The organism is Nocardia sp. PE-7, from assembly GCF_030486425.1.
Lineage (GTDB): Bacteria > Actinomycetota > Actinomycetes > Mycobacteriales > Mycobacteriaceae > Nocardia > Nocardia salmonicida_A.
In genome coordinates, this window is record NZ_CP129614.1 from 1,597,787 (window position 1) to 1,623,606 (window position 25,820).

General features: G+C 68.6%; 22 protein-coding genes. 15 read left to right on the forward strand and 7 right to left on the reverse strand.

Going from position 1 to position 25,820, the window contains the following annotated elements:
- The first annotated feature begins 138 nt into the window (after positions 1-138).
- The 8 genes from QX204_RS07500 (at position 139) to ileS (ending at position 10,473) form a co-directional block, all read left to right on the forward strand.
- Positions 139-3,060 (forward strand): helix-turn-helix transcriptional regulator, encoded by a 2,922-nt coding sequence (locus QX204_RS07500; protein WP_301905834.1) that lies wholly within the window; start codon positions 139-141, stop codon positions 3,058-3,060.
- Between the two features lie 82 nt (positions 3,061-3,142).
- The gene (gene pgeF / locus QX204_RS07505) at positions 3,143-3,874 is read left to right on the forward strand and encodes a peptidoglycan editing factor PgeF (RefSeq protein WP_301905835.1); all 732 of its coding nucleotides are present in this window, start codon (positions 3,143-3,145) and stop codon (positions 3,872-3,874) included.
- Complete coding sequence (locus QX204_RS07510; protein WP_301905836.1) at positions 3,871-4,593, forward strand: YggS family pyridoxal phosphate-dependent enzyme; 723 nt, start codon at positions 3,871-3,873, stop codon at positions 4,591-4,593. Before pgeF ends, QX204_RS07510 begins: the two co-directional genes overlap by 4 nt.
- 107 nt (positions 4,594-4,700) lie before the next feature.
- Positions 4,701-5,456 (forward strand): cell division protein SepF, encoded by a 756-nt coding sequence (locus tag QX204_RS07515; protein WP_301905837.1) that lies wholly within the window; start codon positions 4,701-4,703, stop codon positions 5,454-5,456.
- 89 nt (positions 5,457-5,545) lie between these two features.
- A complete protein-coding gene (locus QX204_RS07520) occupies positions 5,546-5,848 on the forward strand; it encodes a YggT family protein (protein WP_056816435.1) in 303 nt (100 codons plus the stop codon).
- Between the two features lie 60 nt (positions 5,849-5,908).
- The gene (locus QX204_RS07525; protein WP_301905838.1) at positions 5,909-6,766 is read left to right on the forward strand and encodes a DivIVA-like cell division protein Wag31; all 858 of its coding nucleotides are present in this window, start codon (positions 5,909-5,911) and stop codon (positions 6,764-6,766) included.
- A gap of 89 nt (positions 6,767-6,855) precedes the next feature.
- Positions 6,856-7,056, forward strand: coding sequence for a hypothetical protein (locus QX204_RS07530; RefSeq protein WP_056816428.1), 201 nt, complete (start codon positions 6,856-6,858; stop codon positions 7,054-7,056).
- 282 nt (positions 7,057-7,338) lie between these two features.
- On the forward strand, positions 7,339-10,473 hold the full coding sequence (gene ileS, locus QX204_RS07535) for an isoleucine--tRNA ligase (protein WP_301905839.1): 3,135 nt from the start codon (positions 7,339-7,341) through the stop codon (positions 10,471-10,473).
- 60 nt (positions 10,474-10,533) lie between these two features.
- Here the strand turns inward: ileS and QX204_RS07540 are convergent, their stop codons facing one another.
- Positions 10,534-10,947 carry an organic hydroperoxide resistance protein gene (locus QX204_RS07540; RefSeq protein ID WP_301905840.1) on the reverse strand — a complete coding sequence of 138 codons (414 nt, stop codon included), beginning with the start codon at positions 10,945-10,947 and terminating at the stop codon, positions 10,534-10,536.
- Between the two features lie 111 nt (positions 10,948-11,058).
- On the opposite strand from QX204_RS07540, the gene QX204_RS07545 reads away from it, so the two are divergent.
- Positions 11,059-11,592, forward strand: a complete 534-nt coding sequence (locus QX204_RS07545) for a TetR/AcrR family transcriptional regulator (RefSeq protein WP_301905841.1) — start codon at positions 11,059-11,061, stop codon at positions 11,590-11,592.
- Between the two features lie 273 nt (positions 11,593-11,865).
- Positions 11,866-12,381 carry an NlpC/P60 family protein gene (locus tag QX204_RS07550; protein WP_301905842.1) on the forward strand — a complete coding sequence of 172 codons (516 nt, stop codon included), beginning with the start codon at positions 11,866-11,868 and terminating at the stop codon, positions 12,379-12,381.
- Here QX204_RS07550 and QX204_RS07555 read toward each other — a convergent pair.
- Positions 12,378-13,259, reverse strand: a complete 882-nt coding sequence (locus tag QX204_RS07555) for a UTP--glucose-1-phosphate uridylyltransferase (RefSeq protein ID WP_063005376.1) — start codon at positions 13,257-13,259, stop codon at positions 12,378-12,380. The genes QX204_RS07550 and QX204_RS07555 overlap by 4 nt on opposite strands.
- Before the next feature lie 179 nt (positions 13,260-13,438).
- On the opposite strand from QX204_RS07555, the gene QX204_RS07560 reads away from it, so the two are divergent.
- The 3 genes from QX204_RS07560 (at position 13,439) to QX204_RS07570 (ending at position 18,642) form a co-directional block, all read left to right on the forward strand.
- Entirely contained in the window at positions 13,439-14,740 is a 1,302-nt protein-coding gene (locus QX204_RS07560) for a DNA polymerase IV (RefSeq protein WP_301907945.1), read from the forward strand.
- A gap of 60 nt (positions 14,741-14,800) precedes the next feature.
- Entirely contained in the window at positions 14,801-15,298 is a 498-nt protein-coding gene (locus tag QX204_RS07565; RefSeq protein ID WP_301905843.1) for a WKL family lipoprotein, read from the forward strand.
- A 104-nt stretch (positions 15,299-15,402) separates the two neighbouring features.
- On the forward strand, positions 15,403-18,642 hold the full coding sequence (locus QX204_RS07570; protein ID WP_301905844.1) for an arabinosyltransferase domain-containing protein: 3,240 nt from the start codon (positions 15,403-15,405) through the stop codon (positions 18,640-18,642).
- 83 nt (positions 18,643-18,725) lie between these two features.
- On the opposite strand, the gene QX204_RS07575 is transcribed toward QX204_RS07570, so the two are convergent.
- Both QX204_RS07575 and rarD read right to left on the reverse strand, forming a co-directional pair.
- The gene (locus QX204_RS07575; RefSeq protein ID WP_301905845.1) at positions 18,726-19,655 is read right to left on the reverse strand and encodes an ADP-ribosylglycohydrolase family protein; all 930 of its coding nucleotides are present in this window, start codon (positions 19,653-19,655) and stop codon (positions 18,726-18,728) included.
- Between the two features lie 123 nt (positions 19,656-19,778).
- Positions 19,779-20,696, reverse strand: a complete 918-nt coding sequence (rarD, locus tag QX204_RS07580) for an EamA family transporter RarD (protein ID WP_301905847.1) — start codon at positions 20,694-20,696, stop codon at positions 19,779-19,781.
- 34 nt (positions 20,697-20,730) lie between these two features.
- Between rarD and QX204_RS07585 the strand changes: the two genes are divergently transcribed.
- Together QX204_RS07585 and QX204_RS07590 are read left to right on the forward strand one after the other, a co-directional pair.
- On the forward strand, positions 20,731-23,154 hold the full coding sequence (locus tag QX204_RS07585) for a cation-translocating P-type ATPase (protein WP_301905848.1): 2,424 nt from the start codon (positions 20,731-20,733) through the stop codon (positions 23,152-23,154).
- 118 nt (positions 23,155-23,272) lie between these two features.
- Positions 23,273-23,446 (forward strand): hypothetical protein, encoded by a 174-nt coding sequence (locus QX204_RS07590; protein WP_301905849.1) that lies wholly within the window; start codon positions 23,273-23,275, stop codon positions 23,444-23,446.
- 16 nt (positions 23,447-23,462) lie between these two features.
- On the opposite strand, the gene QX204_RS07595 is transcribed toward QX204_RS07590, so the two are convergent.
- The 3 genes from QX204_RS07595 to lspA all read right to left on the reverse strand — a co-directional run bounded on the left by QX204_RS07595 (position 23,463) and on the right by lspA (position 25,796).
- Entirely contained in the window at positions 23,463-24,170 is a 708-nt protein-coding gene (locus QX204_RS07595) for a hypothetical protein (protein WP_301905850.1), read from the reverse strand.
- 85 nt (positions 24,171-24,255) lie between these two features.
- Positions 24,256-25,182: an RluA family pseudouridine synthase gene (locus QX204_RS07600; protein ID WP_056816398.1), complete on the reverse strand. Its 927-nt coding sequence runs from the start codon at positions 25,180-25,182 to the stop codon at positions 24,256-24,258.
- The gene (gene lspA / locus QX204_RS07605) at positions 25,179-25,796 is read right to left on the reverse strand and encodes a signal peptidase II (protein ID WP_301905851.1); all 618 of its coding nucleotides are present in this window, start codon (positions 25,794-25,796) and stop codon (positions 25,179-25,181) included. Before lspA ends, QX204_RS07600 begins: the two co-directional genes overlap by 4 nt.
- Positions 25,797-25,820 lie beyond the last annotated feature (24 nt).

Genomic DNA, 25,820 nt, shown 5'->3' on the forward strand with positions numbered 1-25,820 from the left:
GCGGTGTAGGCCCCGATCACCCAACCTCACCCCGGGCCGCCGAGCATCCGGGAAACCACGGTAATTCCGGGTCGGTGGCACCGTTATGCTCTGATCCGGCCGTGCACGGCCGATTTCGCCAGTGAGGTACGGAGTGTCATGTTCGAACGCGCTTTCGTCGGCCGCGCCGCCGAACTCGCCGCACTGACCACGACTTTCACCGGCCCCGACGCGCCCTGGTTGCTGCTGGTCGACGGTCCGGCCGGAATCGGCAAGTCCCGCTTGATCGCCGAGTTCGTCGGCGCCGCCCACTGTCGAGTGCTGATGGTCACCGGCACCGAAGACGCCAGGGCCCAGCCGCGCTACCTCGCCGACGACATCGTCGAGCAGCTGGACGAGAGCTCGGACGAGGCGTCGGCCGCACCACAGGCAGGCATGCCGGACAGCAGCGAGATCGTGGCATCGTCACCGGACGGTGCCGACCTGGCTCGCCGGGTGCGACGCGAGCTGGGCGCGAAGCAGACCCTGCTCGTCGTCGACGATCTCCAATGGTCGGACCTCGAATCGTTGCGGTTGCTGAACTTTCTGATTCGCAACCGCCCCGTGCGCGGATTCCGGCTGCTGCTCGCCTTCCGCGAAGGCGGTTGCCCGCCGTCGATCGCCCGGTCGGTGCGGGCGCCGCGGGTGCGGACCGTGCAGGTGCGAGTTCCGCCGTTCACCGAAGCCGATGTCGACGGTCTGCTGCCGGGCGAGGATCCGCGCCGACGGGCCCGACTGCTGAGTGCCTCCCATGGCAATCCGCTGTATCTGACGCTGCTCGCCGATCTACCCGACCGCGAATTGGACCGGGCGCTGCGCGGCGAGGAACCCGACCCCGCGTCGAACGACTTCGCGGCGCTGGATCGGACGATCCGCGCCGAACTGGCCCAACTCCCGGAAACCGAGCGGCTGGTCGCGCAGGCCATCGCGGTGTGCGGGGTTCCACCCGATTTCGAACTGCTGTGCGCGACAGCCGCCCTGACGGAGTCCGTGGTGGTCGCGGCGGTGGACGGCCTGGTCGGGCGCGGCGTGGTCGGTGTGGGCGACGGCGCGGTGACGTTCGCCCATCCGCTGATCCGCACCGCCGCCTATCGCGTTTCCGGCCACGCATGGCGTGCGATGGCCCACCGCCGGGCCGCCCTCGCACTGCGCGCCCGCGACGCGTCGATGCCCTCGCGCGCACGCCATCTCGAGCACGCCCTGCTCGGCGCGGACGAGATCGCGGGCGCCGAACTACGACTGGCCGCCGAACAGGTGCTCGCCGACGCACCGGCGGCGAGCGCGCGCTGGCTCTCGGCCGCCGCCCGCGTCGCCCCCGCGACCGACGACCCGCTCGCCGAGGCGCTGGCACTCGGCCGGGCCCAGTTGCTGTCCGGTGCGGCCGCGCAGGCGGGGGAGACGCTCGAGCCGGCGGCGGCCACCACGGGCAGGCACCAACTGGAGGCGCTGCTGCTGTCGGCCCGCTGCGCGCGCATGCTCGGGCGCATCGATCAGGCACGAACACTGCTCGCCCACGGTGCGACCCTGCCCCGCCGACCCGGTGACGGACCGGTGCAACTGGAACTCGCGATCCTGGAAATGCAGGACCACCAGGACTCCGAAGGCCGAGACCGCCTCACCGCCCTGTTCGACTCCGATGCCATCGACGACCCGGCTGTGCGCGCCGCCGCGACCGCTCTGCGCTGCCTCGGGCTGCTCGCCGACGCGCGAATCGTCGAGGCAGCACAGCTCTACGATCCCTGCGACCGGGCCTTCGGCCGGCTCACCGACGCCGCACTGCGCGAAGTAGTCCACGCCGCTCCCGTGTTCGGCTGGTGCGCGTACTTCCTCGACCGCGACGCGAGCGGCCTACGTCAGCTGGATCGCGCGATCGCGGTGAGCCGACGCTTCGGCCGCACCTACGCCCTGGCCGAACTCCATACTGTCCGTGCCTACTGCCTGGCCAAACTCGGCCGTCTCAACGACGCCATCGCGGCCGCCGACGAAGCCACCGATGCCGCGACCACCTTCCACTACCCCGACCTGCTCTCTTTCGCCGGCGCACTGAAACTGCGCACCCTGCAACTGACCGCTGCGCCCGAAGCGGTCGCCGCCCAGTGGCACACCGTCGCCGCCCTCCCACGCCCCACCATGCGCTGGTGGCGACAAGTCGTGGAGACAACCCTCGCCGATACCGCCCGAGCCCTCCCCGGCCCGATGCCGACCGAGGACCGACCGGGTCCCCTCCACCCGACCCACCTCGCCCGAGCGGCCCACGCCGCGATTGTCATCGGCGATCTCTCGACCGCCGACACCTTGATCACCCGAGCCGAGGCCGCCGCCGCGGCGACTGCCACCACCCAGAGCGCCCGCCCTACCCGCATCCCCGACGCATCTGCCCCGGTCGGTGACGCGTCGGTGGACGCGGAGTCGCCATCGGCCGCGGACGAGCGCTCGAACGCAGGCATCGAGCCGACACTCGTCTCCTGTCGCACCGGCGACCCCGCGGTGTCGGATGCAGCGCCGCCGAGTCGGGCAGGCGAAGGACTCGGCAGCCAGGTCGGCGCGGCAGCCTTGGCACGCGCCGACTACGCGGCGGCCATCGGTGATACCGCAGCGGCCGCCGCGGCGGCGGAGATGGCGATCGCGGCGTTCGCGCGTGCCGGGATGGTGGTCAACCGTGCGCAAGCCGAGTTGTTCGCCGGTGCGATCGCGGGCAGACGCGGTGATTTCGGCGAGGCGACCAGCCGATTCGCCGCCGCCCGTGCGGCTTTCACCGAGACCGGCGCCGTTCGCCTGCTCGACGAGGTGACGACCGCGCAGCGTCGGCTCGCAGGCGCCCAGCGAGTCGGCGCGCCCGCCGCCCTGACCAGGCGTGAGCGCGAGGTCGCCGAGCTGGCCGCTCACGGCCACACGAACAAGGCCATCGCCGAGCACCTCTACCTCAGTCCGCGCACCGTCGAGGACCATCTCGGCCGGGTCCTGCGCAAACTGGGACTGACCGGCCGCGCGGGCATCGCCCGCAGGCTCGGCGATCTCGACGGCGCCGATTCGTCGGCATGACCGGCGGACCTCGTACCCGGGTTGACCGACGTCACCCCGGGCGTGGACCGCGCGACCTCACCACGGCACTACGCTCGACCACATGACTTCCGCACCTCCTACCGTGACCGTTCGCCGGGTGACCACCACTCGCGCCGGTGGCTTCTCCGCCGCGCCCTACGATTCGTTCAACCTGGGCGACCACGTCGGTGACGATCCGGAAGCTGTGCGTCGCAACAGGGTTCGGCTGGCAGAAGGCATCGGCCTCACCCCTGATCGGTTGGTGTGGATGGAGCAGGTGCACGGGCGCACCGTCGAGATCGTCGACGGCCCGCGCGCCGAACCGGTACCGGTGACCGACGCACTGGTCACCACCGTGCCGGGACTGGCGCTGGTGGTGCTCACGGCCGACTGCGTGCCGATCCTGCTCTCCGATGACGAGGCGGGCGTCATCGCCGCCGTCCACGCGGGGCGCATCGGCGCCCGGATCGGCATCGTGCCGCGCGTGCTCGAGGCGATGGTCTCGGTCGGCGCCCGGATCGACCGCATCGGCGCCTTCCTCGGCCCCGCCGCCTCGGGTCGCCAGTACGAAGTCCCCGCCGCCATGCGCGCCGACGTCGAAGCACACCTCCCCGGCAGCGCGACCACCACCGTTCGCAAGACCCCCGGCCTCGACCTGCGGGCGGGTATCCGCCGACAGCTCACCGAGGCGGGTGTCAGCGGAATCGCGGTTGACCCACGCTGCACCATCGAGGACAAAACCCTGTTCAGCCACCGCCGCGGCGCCCCCACCGGCCGCATCGCCGGCGTGATCTGGATGGACTCGGCCGCGTGACCGAAACGGGACGCGCCGCGGAGCTCTCAGCTCGTCTCGACGGCCTGCTCGCCCGCATCGACGCCGCCGTCGAAGCGGCGGGTCGCCCGGCGGGTTCGGTCAGTCTGCTCCCGGTGACGAAGTTCTTTCCCGCCACCGATGTCGCCATCCTGCACGCCCTCGGCCGCCGCGAATTCGGCGAGTCCCGCGAGCAGGAAGCCTCCGCGAAGGTCGATCAGCTCGGCTACGACGACGTCGAATGGCACATGATCGGCCGTTTACAACGCAACAAGGCACGCGCGGTGGCGCGGTGGGCGCACACCGTGGCTTCGGTCGACAGCGAACGGCTGGCAAACGCTCTCGACCGTGCCGCGCAGGACGCACTGGCAGCCGGCGAGCGTATCGCGCCGCTGCGGGTGCTGCTGCAGGTGAGCTTGGACGCCGACCCCGGACGCGGGGGTGTCGCACCGGCGGATCTGCTCTCCCTGGCCGACCTGGTAGCGAAGGCGCCCGGCTTGCATCTGGCCGGTCTGATGGCGATTCCGCCCCTTGACGCCCCGAGTGATGTGTCGTTTGCGAATCTTGCGACATTGCACACTTCGCTGCTTGCGCAACACGCCGACGCCACCGACCTTTCTGCAGGTATGTCGGGTGATTTGGAGATTGCGGTCGAACACGGTTCGACGTGTGTGCGTGTCGGAACCGCCTTGATGGGCGCGCGACCGATAACCTCGGCGTAGCAAAGAAACCTCACCAGTCACATTCGACACATACGATTGGGCTGAAGAGGCGCTGAGCAAGAACTTCAACACCCGGCCGCCACCGGGGCCGAAGGAAGGTCGACCAGATGAGTACCCTGCATAAGTTCAAGGCGTACTTCGGCATGGTTCCGCTCGATGAGTACGAAGACGACTACGTCGACGATCATGCCCCTCGCGGCGCGGAGGAGCGCGCGGGTCGCGTCCGTCCGCGCGGCTACGACCGTTATGCCGAAGACCGGTACGGCTCCGACCGTTTCGAGGACGAGGCCGACGACTTCCCACAGCCGGCGTACAAGTCGGCCTACCAGGCGCGTCGTGACGACTATGTCGCCGACACCTACGCCGACGATCGCTATGAGACGCCGCGTCGCCCCACCAGGATCGAAACGGCACCGTCGTCGGGCCGGTCCTTCCGGGCAGGCGGTGTCGCACCCGGTATGCGCGGCTCCACTCGTGGTGCGCTCGCGGTCGATCCCGACGCCGAGGAGCGCAGGCTGGAGGAGCGCATGCGCCCCGAGCCCGCGCCCGCGCGGCGTCCTGGGATCTTCGAGGACGGAGGTCCCTTGTCCAAGATCACCACGCTGCGTCCACGCGACTACGGCGAGGCCAGGATCATCGGTGAACGGTTCCGTGAGGGGAATCCGGTCATCATGGACCTGGTCGACCTGAGCAATGCCGATGCCAAAAGGCTGGTCGATTTCGCGGCCGGACTCGCTTTCGCACTGCGTGGTTCGTTCGACAAGGTCGCGACGAAGGTGTTCCTGCTCTCACCGGCCGACGTCGACGTATCAGCGGAAGAACGCCGCCGCATCGCCGAAAACGGCTTCTACAACCAGAAATAGACAACGCGCACCCGATACCGAGATGGCCGCCCGCGCACTGCGCGGCGCGGCCATTTTGCGCACTGCCGATTTTGCGGCAGAGTGAAGCCGTGGCCCTGTTCGCGGTTCTGTACCTCGTGCTTTTCATCTTCTGGCTGTTGCTCATCAGTCGGGTGATCGTCGAGTTCATTCGCAGTTTCGCGCGCGACTGGCGCCCGACTGGTGTAGTGGTGATCGTCCTAGAGGTGATCTTCACTGTTACCGACCCTCCGGTGAAACTGCTGAGGCGGTTGATACCTCCTGTGAATCTTGGGGGGATTCGTCTCGATCTTTCGATAATGGTCCTGCTCTTCCTCGTCTTCATCCTGATGTCGATCGTGGGTAGGCTCGGTCAGCCCGTGACCTCCGTGTGACACAATGAAACGAGTAGACCGCTTGCTAGTTCTCCAAAAGACGCGTGAAGGGATCCTTCGATGCCGCTGACTCCTGCCGATGTGCACAACGTCGCGTTCAGCAAACCGCCGATCGGTAAGCGCGGCTACAACGAGGACGAGGTCGATGCCTTCCTGGATCTCGTCGAACAGGAGCTTTCGCGCCTGATCGAGGAGAACGCCGACCTGCGTCAGCGGGTCGCCGAACTCGACACCGAGCTGGCCGACGCCAAGAACAACCGCGGACCTGCCCCGGTCAGCGCCGTCAAGGCGCCCGTGCAGCAGGTACCTCCTCCCGCGCCGGAACCTGTTCCGCAGCCGGTCCCGGTCGCGCCGCCCGCCCCGATGCCCGTCGCGGCGCCGGTGCAGAACAGCGGCCCGGACGCGAACATGCAGGCCGCGAAGGTGCTCACCCTGGCGCAGGAGATGGCGGACCGCCTCACCACCGACGCCAAGACCGAGGCCGAGGGACTGCTCTCCAACGCGCGAGCAAACTCCGAGCGACTGGTCGGCGACGCCCGCACCCGTTCGGAAGCGATGATCGCCGATGCGCGTCAGAAGTCCGACGCGATGCTGGCCGACGCGCAGAACCGCTCCGACACCCAGATCCGGCAGGCCAAGGACAAGGCCGAGGCGCTCACCGCCGACGCCGAGCGTCAGCACGCCGAGATCATGGCCACCATCACCCAGCAGCGCACGGTGCTGGAAAGCCGTATCGAGCAGCTCAAGACCTTCGAGCGCGAGTACCGCGTGCGCCTGAAGTCCTACCTGGAATCGCAGCTGGAAGAGCTCGAGAACCGTGGGTCGGCCGTGCCGGTCGACGGCGGCGAGTTCGCGGGCGAGACCAACGGTTCGGCCAACAGTCTGGCTCCCGCTTCCTTCGCCAAGGGCGGCAAGTAAACTGGTTCCCGAGTCGCGCGACGCAGCGCGTCGCGTGATTCGGGAATGCCCAGTTATCGTCGGGCTGCTCGGTTGGCTTGGGAGTCACCATGCTCGTCTTGACGCTTGTTCTTGCGGCGATCGGCTTCGCACTGCTCGTCGCGGCGCTCGCCACCGGTTCGGTGGTATGGGCGTGGGGGTGCATTCTGATCTGTGTCGTCGGTGCCGCGAGTTTGCTCGTGAGCGCGCTGACCAGCCGAAAACCCGAGAACGAACCGGTCCCACCCGGTCGACACGCCCGGCGGAACTGACTGGGCGCGGAATATCGACTGGACGCACCCGGTTAGAATCGAACTACACATGGCGCCGATCCGGCTATCACCGGGGAGCCTTCGGAAGAACGGCGCGCGGCGCTCAGTAGAACCGAACGGGTGAGCCCGTCACAGCTCACACAACGAGAGGCTCGTGCCGCTCCCCGGCGAGGGACAGCGCGAGCAAACGGGGTGGTACCGCGGTACGGCGCACCGGCGCCGACATCGTCCCCGTGCCCACATTCCGCGCTCACGGCGCGGCGGCACGAGGAGCAATCCGCGATGGCGGACGAGACAACTACCGGTAGCGCATACCCCCGGGTCGATTTCGGCGCGGCTGCGGGCGCGACGTTCCCGGAGCTCGAAACCCAGGTGCTCGACTACTGGGCCCGCGACGACACCTTCCGCGCCAGCATCGACAACCGCGACGGTGCGGGTGAGTTCGTCTTCTACGACGGTCCGCCCTTCGCGAACGGTCTGCCGCACTACGGCCACCTGCTGACCGGCTACGTCAAAGACCTGATCCCGCGCTTCCAGACCATGCGCGGCAAGAAAGTCGATCGCCGCTTCGGCTGGGACACCCACGGCCTGCCCGCCGAGATCGAAGCCGAGAAGCAGCTCGGCATCACCGACAAGGCTCAGATCGAGGAGATGGGGCTGGCCGAGTTCAACGCCGCCTGTAAGTCGTCGGTGCTGCGCTACACCGGTGAGTGGCGCGACTACGTCACCCGCCAGGCCCGCTGGGTCGACTTCGACAACGACTACAAGACCCTCGACCTCGACTTCATGGAGTCGGTCATGTGGGCGTTCAAGTCGCTGCACGAGAAGGGGCTGATCTACCAGGGCTTCCGCGTGCTGCCCTACAGCTGGTACGAGCAGACGCCGCTGTCGAACCAGGAGACCCGCCTCGACGACGCGTACAAGATGCGTCAGGACCCCGCGGTCACCGTCGACATGCGCCTGTCCGTCCCCGCCGAGCACCCCCTCGCCGCGCTGGACGGCGCGAACGCGCTGATCTGGACCACCACGCCGTGGACCCTGCCGTCCAACCTCGCGATCGCCGTGCACCCCGACGTGCGCTACGTGCACGTGCGCGGCGCCGATGACAAGCGCTATCTGCTTGCCGCCGAGCGTCTTTCGCACTACAGCCGCGAACTGGGCGAGGAGCCGGAGGTGCTCGGCGAGTACGACGGCGCGGCGCTGGCCGACCTGTCCTACGCCCCGCCGTTCGACTTCTTCGTGGGCCACCCGAACTCGCACCGCGTGCTCACCGCCGACTACGTCACCACCGACTCCGGCACCGGAATCGTCCACCTCGCACCGGCGTTCGGTGAAGAGGACATGGACGTCGCCTCGGCCAACGGCATCGAGATCGTCCAGCCACTCGATCCGGCGGGCAAGTTCACCTCGATGGTGCCGCCGTACGAGGGCCTGATGGTGTTCGACGCCAACCCGGTGATCATCAAGGACCTCAAGGCCGCCGGAAAGCTGCTGCGGCACGAGACGATCGAGCACTCCTACCCGCACAGCTGGCGCTCCGGTCAGCCGCTGATCTACATGGCCGTGCCGTCGTGGTTCGTCGCGGTCACCAAGTTCCGCGATCGGATGGTCGAGCTCAACCAGCGGATCAGCTGGGTGCCCGAGCACATCCGCGACGGCCAGTTCGGCAAGTGGCTCGAAGGTGCGCGCGACTGGAACATCAGCCGAAACCGCTACTGGGGCAGCCCGATCCCGGCCTGGGTCTCCGACGACCCGGCCTACCCGCGGGTGGACGTCTACGGTTCGCTGGACCAGCTCGAAGCCGACTTCGGCGTGCGCCCCACCGACCTGCACCGCCCACACATCGACGAGCTCACCCGGCCCAATCCCGATGACCCGACCGGGAACTCGACCATGCGCCGGGTGCCCGAGGTGCTCGACTGCTGGTTCGAATCGGGCTCGATGCCCTACGCCCAGGTGCACTACCCGTTCGAGAACAAGGAGTGGTTCGACAGCCACTTCCCCGGCGATTTCATCGTCGAGTACAACGGGCAGACCCGCGGCTGGTTCTACACGCTGCACGTGCTCTCTACCGCACTCTTCGACTCGCCCTCGTTCAAAACCGTGGCCGCGCACGGCATCGTGCTCGGTGACGACGGTCTGAAGATGTCGAAGTCGAAGGGCAACTACCCCGACGTCAACGAGGTCTTCGACCGCGACGGCTCCGACGCCATGCGCTGGTTCCTGATGAGCTCGCCGATCCTGCGTGGCGGCAACCTCATCGTCACCGAGCGCGGCATCCGCGAGGGCGTGAGCCACGCGATGCGGCCGCTGTGGAACGCGTGGACGTTCCTGCAGCTCTACGCCTCCAAGCCCGGTGTGTGGCGCACGGATTCGCCGAACGTGCTCGACCGCTACATCCTCGCCAAGCTCGCGGTCACCCGCGACGTGGTCACCGAGGCGCTGGAGACCTACGACATCGCCGGTGCCGCCGACGAGTTGCGTGGGTTCGCCGACGCGCTCACCAATTGGTATGTGCGCCGGTCGCGTTCGCGCTTCTGGTCCGAGGATCGCGACGCGGTCGACACCCTGCACACGGTGCTGGAAGTGGTCACCCGCCTCGCGGCGCCGCTGCTGCCGCTCCTCACCGAGGTCATCTGGCGTGGGCTCACCGGCGAGCGCTCGGTGCACCTCACCGACTGGCCGGCGGAGTCCGAGCTGCCGCACGATGCCGAACTCGTCGCCGCGATGGACGAGGTGCGGGTGGTCTGCTCCACCGTGCTGAGTCTGCGTAAGGCGCAGAACCTGCGGGTGCGGTTGCCCTTGGCCGAGGTCACCATCGCCGCGGCCGATGCCGAGCGGCTCGCGCCGTTCACCGAGCTGATCGCCGACGAGGTCAACGTCAAGTTGGTCGACCTGACCACCGACGTCTCCGCGCACGGCCGGTTCGAGCTGGTCGTCAACGCGCGTGCCGCGGGCCCGCGCATCGGCAAGCAGGTCCAGACGGTGATCAAGGCCGTCAAGGCGGGGGAGTGGAGCGAATCCGCCGACGGCGTCGTCACCGCCGCCGGAATCACCCTGCTGCCGGAGGAGTACACCCAGCGTCTGGTGGCCGCCGAACCCGAGTCCACCGCCGCCCTGCCCGGCAATGCCGGCCTGGTGGTGCTGAACTCGGTGGTCACCGAGGAGCTCGAGGCCGAGGGCTGGGCCCGAGACCTGATCCGCGACCTGCAGGAAACCCGCAAGTCGCAAGGTCTGGAGGTGTCCGACCGGATCAGTGTGGTCCTGGATGTGCCCGCCGAACGGGCGGAGTGGGCCGCGACCCACCGCGACCTGATCGCCGGGGAAATCCTCGCCACCGCACTCACCTTCGGTGACGCCGGTGCCGATGCCGCCGAGATCACAGGCGGTGTGAAGGTGTCGGTCGCGAAGGCCTAGGACTTCGCGACAGCGAAAGGGCGGGACCAGCTGGTCCCGCCCTTTTTCGCGTCGATGCGGTTACTCGACAACCAGTTCCACCGGGATATTGCCCCGAGTGGCGTTGGAGTACGGGCACACCTGGTGGGTGGCCTCGATGAGTTGCTGCCCCTGCTCGTTGTGCAGGTGCTCGGGCAGTTCCACGCGCAGCACGACCGAGAGTCCGAACCGGCCGCCCTCGAGTGCGTTCAGGCCGACTTCGGCGGTCACCGAGGCATCGTCGGCGTCGAGCTTCATCCGCTTGGCGACCAACTGCAGCGCACTGGCGAAACAGGCCGAGTAGCCCGCCGCGAAGAGCTGCTCCGGGTTGGTGCCCGCGCCGTCGCCGCCCATCTCCTTGGGGCGGGCGAGCGTCAGATCGAGGACGCCGTCATCGGTGTAGGAACGGCCGTCGCGGCCGACCGAGGTTGCGACCGCGGTGTAGAGGGGTGCCATGTTGTCCTCCTAGACAGACTTGTCTGTTCGCTTGTGTTCCCCAGAGTAGACAGACCTGTCTGGTATCGTCAAGAGGAAGCGCTGAATCCCGGAAAGGACACAGGTCAGGCGATGAGTGCGGCTCGTGAACGGCTACTCGACACGGCAACCCGGTTGTTCTATACCGAGGGTGTCCACACGGTGGGCATCGACCGGATCATCGCCGAGGCGGGTATCGCCAAGGCCACGTTCTACCGGCACTTCAAGACCAAAGAAGATCTGGTGGTCGCCTATTTGCAGCGCGAATACGCCCGTCAGCGCGACGCGCTGGAGTCGGTGCCGGGTGAAGGTTTCACCACCATCACCACCATCTTCGACACTCTCCGTGACATCAGCTGCGGCCCGGGCTTCCGTGGCTGCCCCTTTCTCAATGCCGCCGTCGAATTCCCCGACCCGCAACACCCGGTGCGTCGCGTCGTCGACGAGTATCGCGCCTGGTTTCGCGAACTGATGGCTGAGCACCTGCGTGCGGGCGGCCATCCCGCCCCCGACGACGCGGCCCGCGCCCTGCTGCTCACCCGCGACGGCGTCACCATCAGCGGCGGTGTCGGTGACAGCGACACGGTGCGCGCCGGCATCCGGGCGGCATTGGTTCACATCGCCTGAGCGTTCTCAAATATATGCTGGAAAGTTGCTGAAGTTGATGACATCCGCGAGCCCGTCCGGCACAATCGTGATGTTGCTGCTGATGCGCATGGAACCGCTGAGGCGACAGTGACTGCTCGTGATGATTGTCCTGTGGAAACGGTGCCGCGCCGGTGATGGTGACATCCCGGCGCGACACCGGATCAGTGGGTGGCTCACCCGAGGATCAGGCGATGCCGCCCGATAGCCGACCAGCCGGAAGCCCAGCTCCCGGCCGTGAGGAAGGGCGCGCACATGAAGCGAAAAATCCTGAGACGGTTGGCCTTCGGCTTCGTCGCCACCGTCACCACGACAGCAACCCTCGCCGGTCCCGCTCTCTCGCAGCCGGGTAGCTCGTCGGGCTCGGGCTCGTCGGGATCATCGTCGGGGAGTTCCAGCGGCTCCGGCATGATTCCGTTTCCCAGCGCCACCGGTATCGGCGCACTCACCGCCGCCATGACCCAGCTCGGCAAACCCTACGAGTGGGGCGCCATGGGCCCGCACTCCTGGGACTGCTCGGCGCTGGTCCAGTGGGCGTTCCGGCAGGTCGGGGTCAATTTGCCGCGCACCACTTGGGAGCAGGCCAAGGTCGGCCTCCCGGTGACTTTCGGCGGTCTGGCACCCGGCGACGTCGTCATCCTCAACGGCGACGGCTCCCATGTCGGTATCTACGCGGGCATGGGCCAACTCCTCGACGCCCACGACTGGGGCGTCCCGGTCGGCCTGCGCCCGCTGCGCGAATTCGACATCTACGCGATCAGAAGGTTCTAGTTCTCGTCCACCAGCTGACGCAAGAGCGGGCCGTATTCGGGATGGGCGAGGGCCGAGGCGAACTGGGCCACCAGGTAGTCGGCCGGGTTGCCGGTGTCGTACCAGCGGCCCTGGATCACCTGGCCGTACACCGCGTGCTCGGCGGCGTAGTTGTTGATCGCGTCGGTCAGGTACACCTCGCCGGTCTGGTGGGTGTACCAGTTCTCGGTCTGGGTACGCAGCTCATCGATGATGCCCGGCGTCACGACATACCCACCGATCGCCGCGAAGGCCGACGGCGCGTCTTCGGGCTTGGGCTTCTCCATCAGGCCGGAGATGCGCAGCAGTCCGTCGTCGAGGTCCTCGCGCACCACCGGCACGCCGTAGCGCTGCGACTCGCCCGGCGACATCGGCAGCAGTGCCAACACCGGGCACCCCGTCGATTCGTAGGCGGTGATCAGCTGCTGGGCGCGCGGTACCTCGGCGACGAACACGTCGTCGGGCCACAGCACCAGCATCGGTTCGTCGCCGAGGTGGCGCGCCGCGTTGAGCACCGGCGTGCCGTTGCCGTACGGGCCGTGCTGGTCGAGGTAGGTGATGTGACCCTCGCGGGAGAGCTCGCCCACCTCCTCCACGGCATCGGCGTAGGCGGACTTGCCGTCGGCGCGCAGCTGCGCCACCAGCGCCGGATTCGGCCGGAAGTGATCCTGGATCAGCGACTTGCCGCTGCTCACGACGATGGTGATGTCGGTGATCCCGGAGGCCACCAGCTCACGCACCGTGTGCTCGATCACCGGTTTGTCCCCGACCGGCAGCATCTCCTTCGGCGTCGCCTTGGTCAGCGGGAGCAGCCGGGAGCCGATGCCCGCCGCCGGAATGACAGCCTTGCGGATCTTCATCTCCCGATCATCACATATTCGGCTGTGTGATCTGTGTGCGACGGCTGGCAATGTGCTCGAGGAATTTGTCGGTCGCCCGGCGTAGATTGCGCCTCGTGAGCACCCACACCCCTGCCGCCGGGGCTCCGGCCAGGCCCGATGCGGCGGTCACCGCCCGTCGCTGGGTGCTGCACATCGATATGGACGCCTTCTTCGCCTCGGTAGAGCAATTGACCAGACCCACCCTGCGCGGGCGCCCGGTCCTCGTCGGCGGCGCGACGCAGCGCGGTGTCGTCGCGGGGGCCAGCTACGAGGCCCGGGTCTACGGCGCGCGCTCGGCCATGCCGATGCATCAAGCCCGGCGCCTGATCGGCGTGTCGGCGGTGGTCGTGCCGCCGCGTGGCGCGTTGTACTCGGTGTTGAGCGCGCAGGTGTTCGACGCGTTGCGCAGCTGTGTTCCGGTGCTCGAGACGCTGTCGTTCGACGAGGCCTTCGCCGAACCGGCCGAATTGGCGGGCGCGAGTGTCGCGCAGGTCGAGGACTACTGCGCGATGCTGCGCGCGCTGGTGCGGGCGCAGACCGGGCTCACCGCCTCGATCGGGGCGGCGACCGGGAAACAACTCGCCAAGATCGGCTCCGGCCTGGCCAAACCCGATGGGATGCGGGTCATTTCACCCTCGGAACAGGGCGAGCTGCTCGCCGCGCTGCCGGTGCGCAAACTGTGGGGAATCGGTCCGGTGGCCGAGGCGAGGCTGCGCAGCCTCGGTATCGAGACGGTCGGCGCGTTCGCCGCACTGCCGGAGTCGGAGGCCGTCTCGACCCTCGGTGGCAGCATGGGCGCGGCCCTGCACCGGCTCGCGCGCGGGATCGACGACCGCCCGGTCACCGAACGCGCCGAGGCCAAGCAGATCAGCGCCGAGAACACCTACGAGCGCGACATCGTCACCATGGCCGACCTGCGTGCCGCTGTCACGGCGATGGCCGCGTCGGCGCATCGCAGGCTCGAACGCGACGGCCGCGCCGCCCGCACCGTGGTCCTCAAACTCAAGAAGTCGGACATGGCCATCGTGACCAGGTCGTTCACGCTGCCCTACGCCACCGCCGACTTGACCACCCTGGCCGCGGCCGCGCAACGCTCGGCGATCGATCCCGCTGAGCTCGGCCCGATCCGCCTCGTCGGTGTGGGGTACGGCGGACTGTCGCTGGTGCGCCAGGAATCGCTGTTCCCCGAACTGGATCAGGCGGTACCCGCCGATGTCGGCACAGTCGAGGACCCGCCACCGCCGTCGCCGGAGGATCAGCCGAATCTGCCTGTGGGACTGTGGTTTCCGGGTATGGACGTGAGTCACCCGGAGTTCGGGCACGGCTGGGTGCAGGGTGCGGGGTACGGCGTGGTGACCGTGCGTTTCGAGACCAGTTCGACAGGTCCCGGCGCGGCGCGTACCTTTCCAGCCGACGACACGGGGCTGACACGGGCTGATCCGCTCGCCAGTCTCACGTGAGCGAGTAGCCTCGGCTACCGCGATGGAACCACTCCCACCTCGAACGCAAAGGACGAGCAGTTGAAGCTTCGTACGACCGGACGTGTAGCGATCGCCGGACTGGCCGTGGTCGCCGCCCTCGGCCTGAGCGCGTGCAGCGACGACAAGGGTGACAAGCCCGCCGCCAAGGTCACCAGCAGCGCGAAGGCTTCGGCCTCGGCGGCGGCGAACCTGCCCCCCGTGCCGACCGTGGAGCAGCTGAACGAGCAGCTCACCACCGCGTTGGATCCGGCGGTCCCCAACGATCAGAAGCTGGACTTCGTGCAGGGTGGCGAGGCCGATCCCGAGCTGCCGAACCGCTTGGCCCAGGCCGCTTCGGACGCCAATGTTCAGGTGCAGGTCACCGAGGTGACCTCCTTCGGCGACAGCGTCAACGCCAAGGCCAACTTCACCGTCAACGGTCAGACCAATGTCGTCGACGTGCCGTTCGTGGCCGAGGACGGCAAGTGGAAGGTCCAGAAGTCGTGGGCCTGCGGCATGATGACCAACCTGGGTCAGACCTCGGTCGCCTGCCCCTGATCCTCCCGCTCCAGCCCCGTTCGGATGTTTCCGGACGGGGCTTTCGCGTGCGAGACGAGACGGTGTTTCGCCTGCTGTCGGTGGCGCGGCTACTATCGGGCCCCGTGGTAGAGACGATCGTGCGGCAGGGGCATCCGCCCAAGGATGTTTCGGGGCCCGCGCGACGAGCTCGCCCGGGGTGGGCGCGCATCGTCGCGATCGTCGCGGGTCTGATCGGCATTCTCAGTGCCGCGGTGATCCCGTTCCTGCCCGTGCGGGTCGACGCCGCGACGGTGTCGTGGCCCCAGCAGGGTTCGCCCGCCGCGGTCGAATCCCCGCTCGTCGCCTACGCGCCCGCCGCGCTGTCGGCGACGGTGCCGTGTGCCTCGTTGAGCTCGCTGGCCGCAACCGGCGGTGTCGCTGTCTCCACCGTGCCGCGTCAGTCGGCGGACATGGAGAAGTACGGCTTTGTCGTGAAGGTGGTCGCCGATACCGCCGAACGCCCCGGCCGCGTGGATGTGGTCTCCCGCTCGACCCTGATATGGACGGCTCCGCTCGCCGACGTGCTGGACCGATCCTGCGCGCTGACGATCGCGATCACTCCGCAGGAATCCACGGTCACCACAACAGGTCTCGGTGACGGCGCCGCCGTGGCAGCCGATCTGCGTCCGCAAGTCGTCGGCGTGTTCAGTGAGCTGACCGGCGCCGCACCCGCGGACCTCGCGGTGCGCGTCGACGTCGACGCCCGCTACACGTCGTCCCCGACCTGGCCCAAACTGGCCGCGATCGTGCTGTGCCTGCTGGCCACGGCCATTTCGCTGTTCGCCCTCCACCGCCTCGACGCCCTCGACGGTCGCTCCGCGCGCCGATTCCTGCCGCAGCGCTGGTGGCGGCTGCGCCCGGTCGACTGGCTGGTGTTCTCGGTGCTGGTCGTCTGGCACTTCATCGGCGCCAACACCTCCGACGACGGCTACATCCTCGGCATGGCCAGGGGTGCGCGCAGCTCGGGCAACATGTCCAACTACTACCGCTGGTTCAGCGTGGACGAGGGCCCGTTCTACACCCCCTACGTCGACATCATCGGTTGGCTCACCCACATCTCCGCAGTCAGCCCGCTGGTTCGGCTGCCCGCCCTCGGCGCGGGCGTGCTCACCTGGTGGTTGATCAGCCGCGAAGTGCTGCCGCGCCTCGGCGTGGCCGTGCGTCGCGAACGCGTCGCCACCTGGACCGCAGCCTTCGTCTTCCTCGCCTTCTGGTTGCCCTACAACAATGGTCTGCGGGCGGAATTCGTTGTCGCGCTGGGTGTTCTGGTCACCTGGGTCTCGGTCGAACGCGCGATCGCGACCCGGCGACTCGTGCCGTTCGCCGTCGCGGTGATCGTGGCCGCGTTCACCCTCACGGGCGCACCGTCGGGCCTGATCTGCCTCGGCGCGCTGGTGGCCGGTGCGCGCGTGGTCACCGCGATCATCGTGCGGCGGTCGAAGTCGGTGGGCTACGCGGCGCAGTTGTTGCCGATCCTGGCCGCGGGCGCGGTGGTGCTCACCGTCGTCTTCGCCGACCGGACTTTCGCCGGCGTGCGGGAGATGTTCGCCGTGCACAGCGTGATCGGGCCGGGGGAATCCTGGTTCTTCGAATTCCTGCGCTACCAGTATCTGCTGCAGCTCAACGCCGACGGCTGGCTGACCAGGCGATTCGGTGTCTTCGTGATGCTGATCGGCCTGATCGTCTGCACCGCCGTCATGCTGCGCCGCGGCGGCCACATCCCCGGCACCGCGGTCGGCCCGGTCCGGCGCATGCTGGGCATCACCCTCGCCGCCATGGTGCTGATGATGTTCTCGCCGACGAAGTGGACCCACCAGTTCGGTGTGTTCGCGGGTCTGGCCACCTGTGTCGCCGCGGTCACGGCCGTCGCGGTGAGTTCGGATGTGCTGCGGCCGTTGCGCAATCGCGCGCTGTTCGCCGCGGGCATCTTCTTCACCCTCGCCATGACCTGGGTCGGCGCCAACGGGTACTGGTACGTCTCCTCGTGGGGAATCCCCTGGTGGGACAAGCCGCCGACCGTCGCGGGCTACGGCGTCTCGACCGTGTTCGTCGGTCTGACCCTGCTGGCGCTCGCGGTGGCGGCGTGGTTCCACGTCCATCCGAACCCGAATCCGAAGACCGAGGTGGGACGGTTCGCCGGGACGCCCGTCCTTGCCGTCGCCGCCGCGGTGATGGTGCTGTTCGAAGTGGCCTCCTTCGCCAAGGCCACCGTCTCCCAGTACCCCGCGTACTCCCTCGCCGGTTCCAACCTGTCCGCGGCCTTCTCCGGCGGGTGTGGGATGGCCGACGAGGTTCTGGTCGAAACCGACCCGAACGCCTCGATGCTCGCGCCGCTGTCCGGTGACCTGACCACCACGATGAACGGCACCGACTCCACCGGCTTCCGGGCCGACGGCGTCGCGCCGGTGCTCACCTCCGACGAGGTGGAATCGACCACCGGCCAAGCGAATTCGGTGTCCGACGATCCCGACAAGCTGCGCGACGCCTCGACCTCGGCGGGTTCGGAATCGCGGCAGGGCTCGTTGCAACTGCCGTTCGGTCTCGACCCCGCGACCACCCCCGTCCTCGGTAGCTACCGCTCCGGCGCCCAGGAACCCGCCGCGCTGACAACGGGCTGGTTCCGCCTGCCGGACGGCCCGCGCGGCCCGCTGCTGGCGATGTCGGTGGCAGGCCGGATCCGCTCGGTCGACGCCGACGGCATCGTCCACCCCGGCCAGGAACTGGCCGTCGAATACGGCACCGCCGCGGCCGACGGCACCGTCACCGTGACCGGCCAGATCGCGCCGACCGATATCGGCCCGGCGCCGATGTGGCGCAATCTGCGGGTCCCGATGGATCAGCTGCCCTCGGACACCAGCGTCGTGCGGCTGGTCGCCGCCGACAAGGATCTCGGCGCCGACCAGTGGCTGGCGCTCACCCCGCCGCGCATGCCGCAGACCACCACGCTCAGCGCGGTCGTCGGCCGCACGGCCCCGGTCCTGCTGGATTGGGCTGTGGGACTGCACTTCCCGTGCCAGAACCAGATGCCGACCTACAACGGCATCGCCGAACTGCCCGAATACCGCATCCTGCCCGACCGCAACGGCGCCACCATCACCAACCTGTGGCAGGGCCACGACGGTGGTGGCCCGCTCGGCTGGACCCAACTCCTGTTCACCGCCCGCACCCTGCCGACGTACTTGAACAACGACTGGGACAGGGACTGGGGCTCCCTCGAGCAGTATCTGCCCCTCGACACCACCGCAGGCCCCGCGAAGGTCACCGTCGACTCCGAAAACCGTTGGGGCACCTGGACCCCCGGTCCGACGATCACCGCCTGGTAGCCGGAGGACGTTCGACAACCACGCTGTCAGGTGAGCATCGCCGAATGCGGGCCGCCACCACGGCGGTGATCGGCTGCCCCGCGTCAGCGGGAGTTGGTGGCGATCCGCAGGGCCAGATCGGGAAGGTCGGCGCCGGTGAGGCCGGGGTACCCGTGGAGGAGGCCGCGCCAGCGGGCGGGGACGGCCGAGGCGCCCCAGCGGGCGCCGAGGAGGCCGCCCGCGATGGCCGCGGTGGTGTCGGTGTCGTTTCCGGCGCGGACACACATCTCCAAGGCGAGCGGAAGGTGTTCGGGCGTCGACTGATCGGTGCTCGTGATCGCCCACCACGCGGTCTGCAGGGCGTGCACCACCCAGCCGTTGTTCGGGAAGTCGGCGGGCGTGCCCTTCTCCGCCTCGTCGAGACGGTCGGTCCAATACGCGGATTGCGATGAGCCGCTGACGTATTCGCGAACCCCGTCGAAATCGGCGTTCAGGACGGCATGCCGGATCGCGTAGGTCCACAGCTTGCACGCCTCGACAGCGTTCTCGTCGTAGTGCGTGAGCAGCCCGACCCGGCCCGCCGCCGCGACGCATTCGGCGGCATCGTCGAGATAGGCCAGCGCGACCGGCGCGGTCCGCATCAGCGAGCCGTTTCCGCCGGTTCGGCCGGTGAGCGACATCGCTACGGCCTGCATGTCCAGCGCGGAGGAAGGCCTCGCGGACAACACGTTTCGCGTCTGGTTGCCGATATCGGGCGGCTTCGAGTCGTACCAGGAGACGAACCCGGCCGCGACCGCGTCGAGATCGATTCCCGGCCCACTGGTCGCGGCTACCGCCACGGCGACGGCCATCGACGTATCGTCGGTCCACTCGCCCGGCGCCCAGTCGAAGATCCCGCCGCCGATCATGTCGATCACCGTGTCCGGCCCCGGGTGCGTGAACTCGTAGCCTGCCCCCAGCGCATCACCGGCGGCGGTACCGACCAGCACGCCGGCGACCCGATCCGAGTACCCCGCATCGTGCACAGAATCCACCCCTCTCGGGTGTGTCCGCTATCCGATTATCCGCTTGGCAAGCCTACCGGTCGGCTTGTGATCCACCGGCGATTCACGCCGGGGTGACACCGAATCGAGCTTCCGGTGTGACACCGATTCGGGCTAGTGGGTGGTCGCGGCCGCCGTCTCGCTCACCGAGAGCTGCCGGGTGCGGCGCGCCCGCAGCAGGGCGTCGGTGGTGAACACCGCCAGCGCCGTCCAGATCAAGGCGAATCCAGCCCAGCGCGACACGGGCATGGGTTCGTGCATGACCGCCACGCCCCAGGCCATCTGCAGGGCGGGGGTGAGGTACTGCAGGATGCCCATGGTCGAGAGCGGGACCCGCTTGGCCGCGACGGCGAACAGCAGCAGCGGTAGCAACGTGACCGGCCCGGTGGCGAGCATGAGGCCGAAATGCGCGGGGCTGGAGGTCATCTCACTGCGGCCGGTGGCCATCAAGACGATCAGGAAGGCCAATGCGAAAGGCACGGCCACAATGCCCTCGGCCGCGATCCCGGGCAGCGCGTCGAGCCGGATCACTTTCTTCACCAGCCCGTAGGCGGCGAACGAGCAGGCCAGGATCAGCGCGATCACCGGCGGTCTGCCGTAGTCGACGGTCAGCACCACCACCGCCAGCGCGCCCAGCCCCAATGCCACCCATTGCGCCCGGGTGAGCCGCTCCCGGAACAGCAACACGCCGATGGCGACGGTGACCAGCGGATTGATGAAGTAACCGAGCGCGCATTCGACGATGTGCCCGGTGGTGACGCCGAAGACGTACACGCCCCAGTTCAGCGACAAGGCAGCCGACGCCGCGGCCGCCAGACGCCAGGTCCTGGCATCGATCCCGCGCAAGTTCCCCAGTCGCCCCGTCAGCGTGAGCACGAGCAGCACCACGACCAGCGTCCAGACGATCCGCTGCGCCACCACTTCGGCAGGCGAGGCGAACGACAGCAGCCCGAAGAAAGCGGCGAACGAACCCCAGATGAGGTAGGCCCCCGCACCGAAAACGACACCGGGTGGGGAGGAGCTGCGCTGCATTCATCCCATGTTACGACCGGCTAATCTGGCGAGCATGTCCCTATCCGTGCAGGAACCCGCGGCCGCCGGGCTCACCGCAGCACAGGTCGATGAGCGCCGCCGTGACGGGCGCACCAACGACGTCCCCGCCAGGGCGAGTCGGTCGGTCGGCGAGATCGTTCGCGCGAATGTCTTCACCCGTATCAACGCGATTCTCGGCGTGCTGTTCCTGCTCGTCCTGTCGACGGGCTCGATCATCGACGGCATGTTCGGGCTGCTCATCGTGGCCAACAGCGCGGTCGGCATCATCCAGGAGGTCAGGGCCAAGCGGACCCTGGACGAGCTGGCGATCGTCAGCCAGGCCAAGCCGACGGTGCGCCGCGACGGCGTCGCCGAGCAGGTCGCGCCCGGCGAGGTGGTCCTGGACGATCTGATCGAGCTCGGCCCCGGCGATCAGATCGTGGTCGACGGCGAGGTCGAAGAGGCCGCCGCGCTCGAGATCGACGAGTCGCTGCTGACCGGTGAGGCCGACCCGATCGACAAGGGTGTCGGCGCGCCGGTGATGTCGGGCAGCTTCGTGGTGTCGGGTTCGGGCGCCTACCGCGCGACCAAGGTCGGCAAGGACGCCTACGCGGCGAAATTGGCCGAGGAGGCCAGCAAGTTCACGCTGGTGCACTCCGAATTGCGTTCGGGTATCGACAAGATCCTGAAGTTCATCACCTACCTGCTGATTCCGGCCGGTCTGCTCAGCATCTACAACCAGCTGGTCTCCAGCGGGGAATCGTGGCGACCCGCCGTGACCGGGATGGTCGCGGCGCTGGTGCCGATGGTCCCCGAGGGCCTGGTGCTGATGACCTCGATCGCCTTCGCGGTCGGTGTGGTGCGCCTGGGCAAACGCAAGTGCCTGGTCCAGGAACTGCCCGCGATCGAGGGCCTGGCCCGCGTCGACGTGGTGTGCGCGGACAAGACCGGCACCCTCACCGAGAACGGCATGCGCCTGGCCCAGGTCGAACCGCTCGGCGCGTTCGACGAGGCACAGGTGAAGACCGCACTGGCCGCGCTCGCCGGCGACGACCCGCGCCCCAATGCCAGCGTGCAGGCCATCGCCGAAGCATTGCCCGACTCGCCCGGCTGGGCGCAGACCGCCATCGCGCCGTTCTCCTCGGCCAAGAAGTGGAGCGGCATTTCCTATGGCGCCCAAGGGGATTGGCTGCTCGGCGCCGCCGACGTGCTGCTCGACTCCGGCTCCGTCGACGCCGCCCATGCCGAGGAGCTGGGCTCGTCGGGTCTGCGTGTGCTGCTGCTGGCGCGCAGCGATCGCCCGGTCGACGCCGACGACGCGCCCGGCCGGGTCGAGCCCGCCGCCCTGGTGGTGCTCGAACAGAAGGTGCGGCCCGACGCCAAGGAGACCCTGGAATACTTTGCGAGCCAGCAGGTCTCGATCAAGGTGATCTCCGGCGACAACGCCGTGTCCGTCGGCGCGGTCGCCTCCTCGCTCGACCTGCCCGGCGGCGATCACGCTGTCGACGCGCGCACCCTGCCCGAAGATCCGGCCGCGCTCGCCGACATCCTCGATCACGAAACCACCTTCGGCCGGGTCCGTCCCGACCAGAAGCGCGCCATGGTCGGCGCCCTGCAGTCGCGTGGGCACACCGTCGCCATGACCGGAGACGGCGTCAACGACGTGCTGGCGCTCAAGGACGCCGATATCGGCGTCGCGATGGGAGCCGGTAGCCCGGCCACCCGCGCGGTGGCGCAGATCGTGTTGCTGGACAACAAGTTCGCGACCCTGCCGTACGTGGTGGGGGAGGGCCGTCGGGTGATCGGCAATATCGAGCGTGTCTCGAACCTGTTCCTCACCAAGACCGTGTACTCGGTGCTGCTGGCCTTCCTCGTCGGCATCGCGGGCGTCGGTTCGCAGATCTTCGGCTACGACCCCATCGGGTATCCGTTCCTGCCGCGCCACGTCACCATCGCGGCCTGGTTCACCATCGGCATCCCGGCGTTCGTGCTCTCGCTGGCGCCCAACAACGAGCGCGCCCGCACCGGCTTCGTCGGCCGGGTGATGCGCCTGGCCGTGCCCTCGGGTGTGGTGATCGGCATCGCGACGTTCGTGTCCTACCTCATCGCCTACGCCGGACCGGAAGCCTCGGAGACGCAGAAGGTGCAGGCGGGCACCACCGCGCTGATCACGCTGATCATGATCGCGGTGTGGGTGCTCGTGCTGGTAGCGCGGCCGTATGTGTGGTGGAAGGTCGTGCTGATCGCGGTCTCCGTACTCGCCTACGTCGCGCTGTTCACGATCCCGTTCACCCGCGAGTTCTTCAAACTCGACCCGTCCAACCCGCGGCTGACGCTGGCCGCGGTGGTGTGCGGTGCGATCGGCATCGTGCTGGTCGAGCTGGCCTGGTGGGTGCAGTCCCGGCGCTCCGGCGGTGCGGGCAAGCTCTTTCCTCCGGTGGGCGCGCAGGGGGCGTGAGGAGTCGCTGACCCTGCCGTAACCGATTCCAGAACCCTTGTGCCGGACCGGCATTCGGTGTTGGAGTACCTTTGCCGGTTATGGAGGTAACGCTGTCGCGCCGTCTCGGGACCACCCGGTGACCCCCGACGAACTGGACGATCTCTTTTCCGATCTCATCGTGGCGATCGACCGGCTCGACGCCGGTGCGCTCGAAGTGATGGCGGATGCCTACGACCAGGCAGGCGATGTGGACCGGGCACGCACGCTGTGGGAACTGGCCGAGTCGCGTCGTGCCGACGATCGGCCGTGAGTAGCCGGCCGGAGTGCTACTCGGTCGGCACCGGGCCGTCATCGGGGGTCGGGGCGACGGTATCGGCGCTGCCCGGCAGCAACGGGCTCACCGCGAACCTGCCCGCGACGGCGTCGGCCGGGAGCGCCTGCACCGCCCGGACTCCGGATCGTGTTGCGAGGTCACGCAATTGGGGCAGCGTGCCGCGCACGACGATGCCCGCCGTGCACGCGCAGCCCGCGCGCAGGCGCGACTCGGTGAGACGGGCGATCTCGGCGCTGCGCTGATCGCGGAACTGTTGTGCCGCGACCAGACCCGCTGCCGCCGCGGCGGATTTCACCACGGGCTCGTCGCCCGCCGGAGTGGCGACCGTGATCACCGGTGTCTGCACCCGATCGACCGGCACGTGCTGGATCACCCCGGAGACCCGCAACCCTTCGGCCGTAGCCGGAATCTGTTGGGGCGTCAGGTATTCGGCGAGCGAGACTAGCGCCCAGTGCTGGTCGGCATCGTCACCGTCGAGCGTGGCCCGCGCGTCGTCGAGGTAGCGCTGAACCTGCTCGCCGGGTGCGGGCCCGAGCCGGTCGGTCGCCACCGCCGACGCGGGCGGCGGCTCGCGGAAGGCGACGACCAGCAGGATCACCGCGCCGATCGCCGCGACCGCGTAGACGGCGGCATTGCGGAGGGAGAGTCGTCGGTCGTCGGAATCGCCGTCGTCGGCCCCCGATCCCGGCTCGGCGGGCATGTTCCCGAGTGTTGCCGGTTCGGCGGGCGGTTCCCCGCGGTCGTCCGGCGCCGTGTCCGGCGCCGGTTCGGACGACCGCGGGTCGTCAGGCATTGCGTAATACGTCCAAGGCGCCCGCTAGGTCGGCGGGGTACTCGCTGGTGATCTCGAGCCAGCGACCGTCGGCGGGATGGTGGAAGCCGAGCTGACGCGCGTGCAGCCACTGCCGTTCCAAGCCGAGGCGTTTGGCCAGCGTCGGGTCCGCGCCGTAGGTGAGGTCACCCGCGCAGGGGTGGCGCACCGCCGAGAAGTGCACCCGGATCTGGTGCGTGCGGCCGGTTTCGAGGTGGACGTCGAGCAGGCTGGCCGCCTGGAACGCCTCGATGGTGTCGTAGTGGGTGACGCTGGGCCTGCCGTCGCCGGTCACCGCGAACTTCCAGGCATTGCCCCGCGCGCGCCCGATCGGCGCGTCGATGGTGCCGCTGCTCGGATCGGGGTGTCCCTGCACGAGTGCATGGTATTGCTTGTCGACCGTGCGTTCCTTGAAGGCGCGCTTGAGCATCGTGTAGGCGTGTTCGGATTGTGCCACCACCATCACACCGGAGGTGCCCACGTCGAGCCGGTGCACGATGCCCTGGCGTTCGTGCGCGCCCGAGGTGGAGATGCGATAGCCCATCGCCGCCAGGCCGCCGACCACGGTCGGTCCGGTCCAGCCGACGCCGGAGTGCGCGGCGACGCCGATCGGCTTGTCCACGGCGACGATGTCGTCGTCGGCGTAGAGAATGTTCATCCCGTCGACCGGGGCGGCCTCGACCGTCAGTGCGCGCTTGGGTTCGGGGAAGATCACTTCCAGCCACGCACCCGCGGTGAGTCGATCGGACTTACCCGCGGCGACCCCGTCGATCTGCACCGAGCCGTCCTCGGTCAGTGCCACGACCGCGGTCCGCGAGAGGCCGAGCAGGCGGGCGAGTCCCGCGTCCACCCGCATCCCGTCGAGGCCGTCGGGGACGGGCATGGTTCTGGTTTCTCTCATACGGTCTCCTCGGTGTGTTTGCGACCGCTGCGGGTGCCGTCCGGTTCGAAACCGAACACGGTGAGCGCGACCAGCAGGATCGCCCCGCACACGATGGCCGAGTCGGCGACGTTGAAGACCGGCCACCAGCCGACGGCGACGAAGTCGACCACATGGCCCTGCAGCGGGCCTGGGTATCGGAAGAGCCGGTCGACCAGATTGCCCAGCGCCCCACCCAGCACCATGCCGAGGCCGATGGCCCACCACAGCGAACGCAGGGTGCGCCCGATCCGGATCACGCCGATCACCACCGCGGCGGCGATCAGGGTGAGCAGCCAGGTCATGCCGGTCGCCATCGAGAACGCCGCGCCCGGGTTGCGCACCAGGGTGAACCGCGCGAAATCGCCGATGATCGGCACCGATTCGCCCGGGTCGATGAAGGCGACCGCGAGGCATTTGGTCAGCAGGTCGAGCCCGAACAGGACGACGGCGATGATCAGCAGCGTCGTCAAACGGCGGCGACCAGCGGGTTTCTCCGTCTCGGTAGCCTCGGGTGTGGCAGCGGCCGAGGGGGTGGCTGAGTCGTCGCCGGTCTCGGGGACGGCAGCGTTGTCGGTGGGCCGGTCTTCACTCACGCGTCCATCATTCCCTAGTGGTGA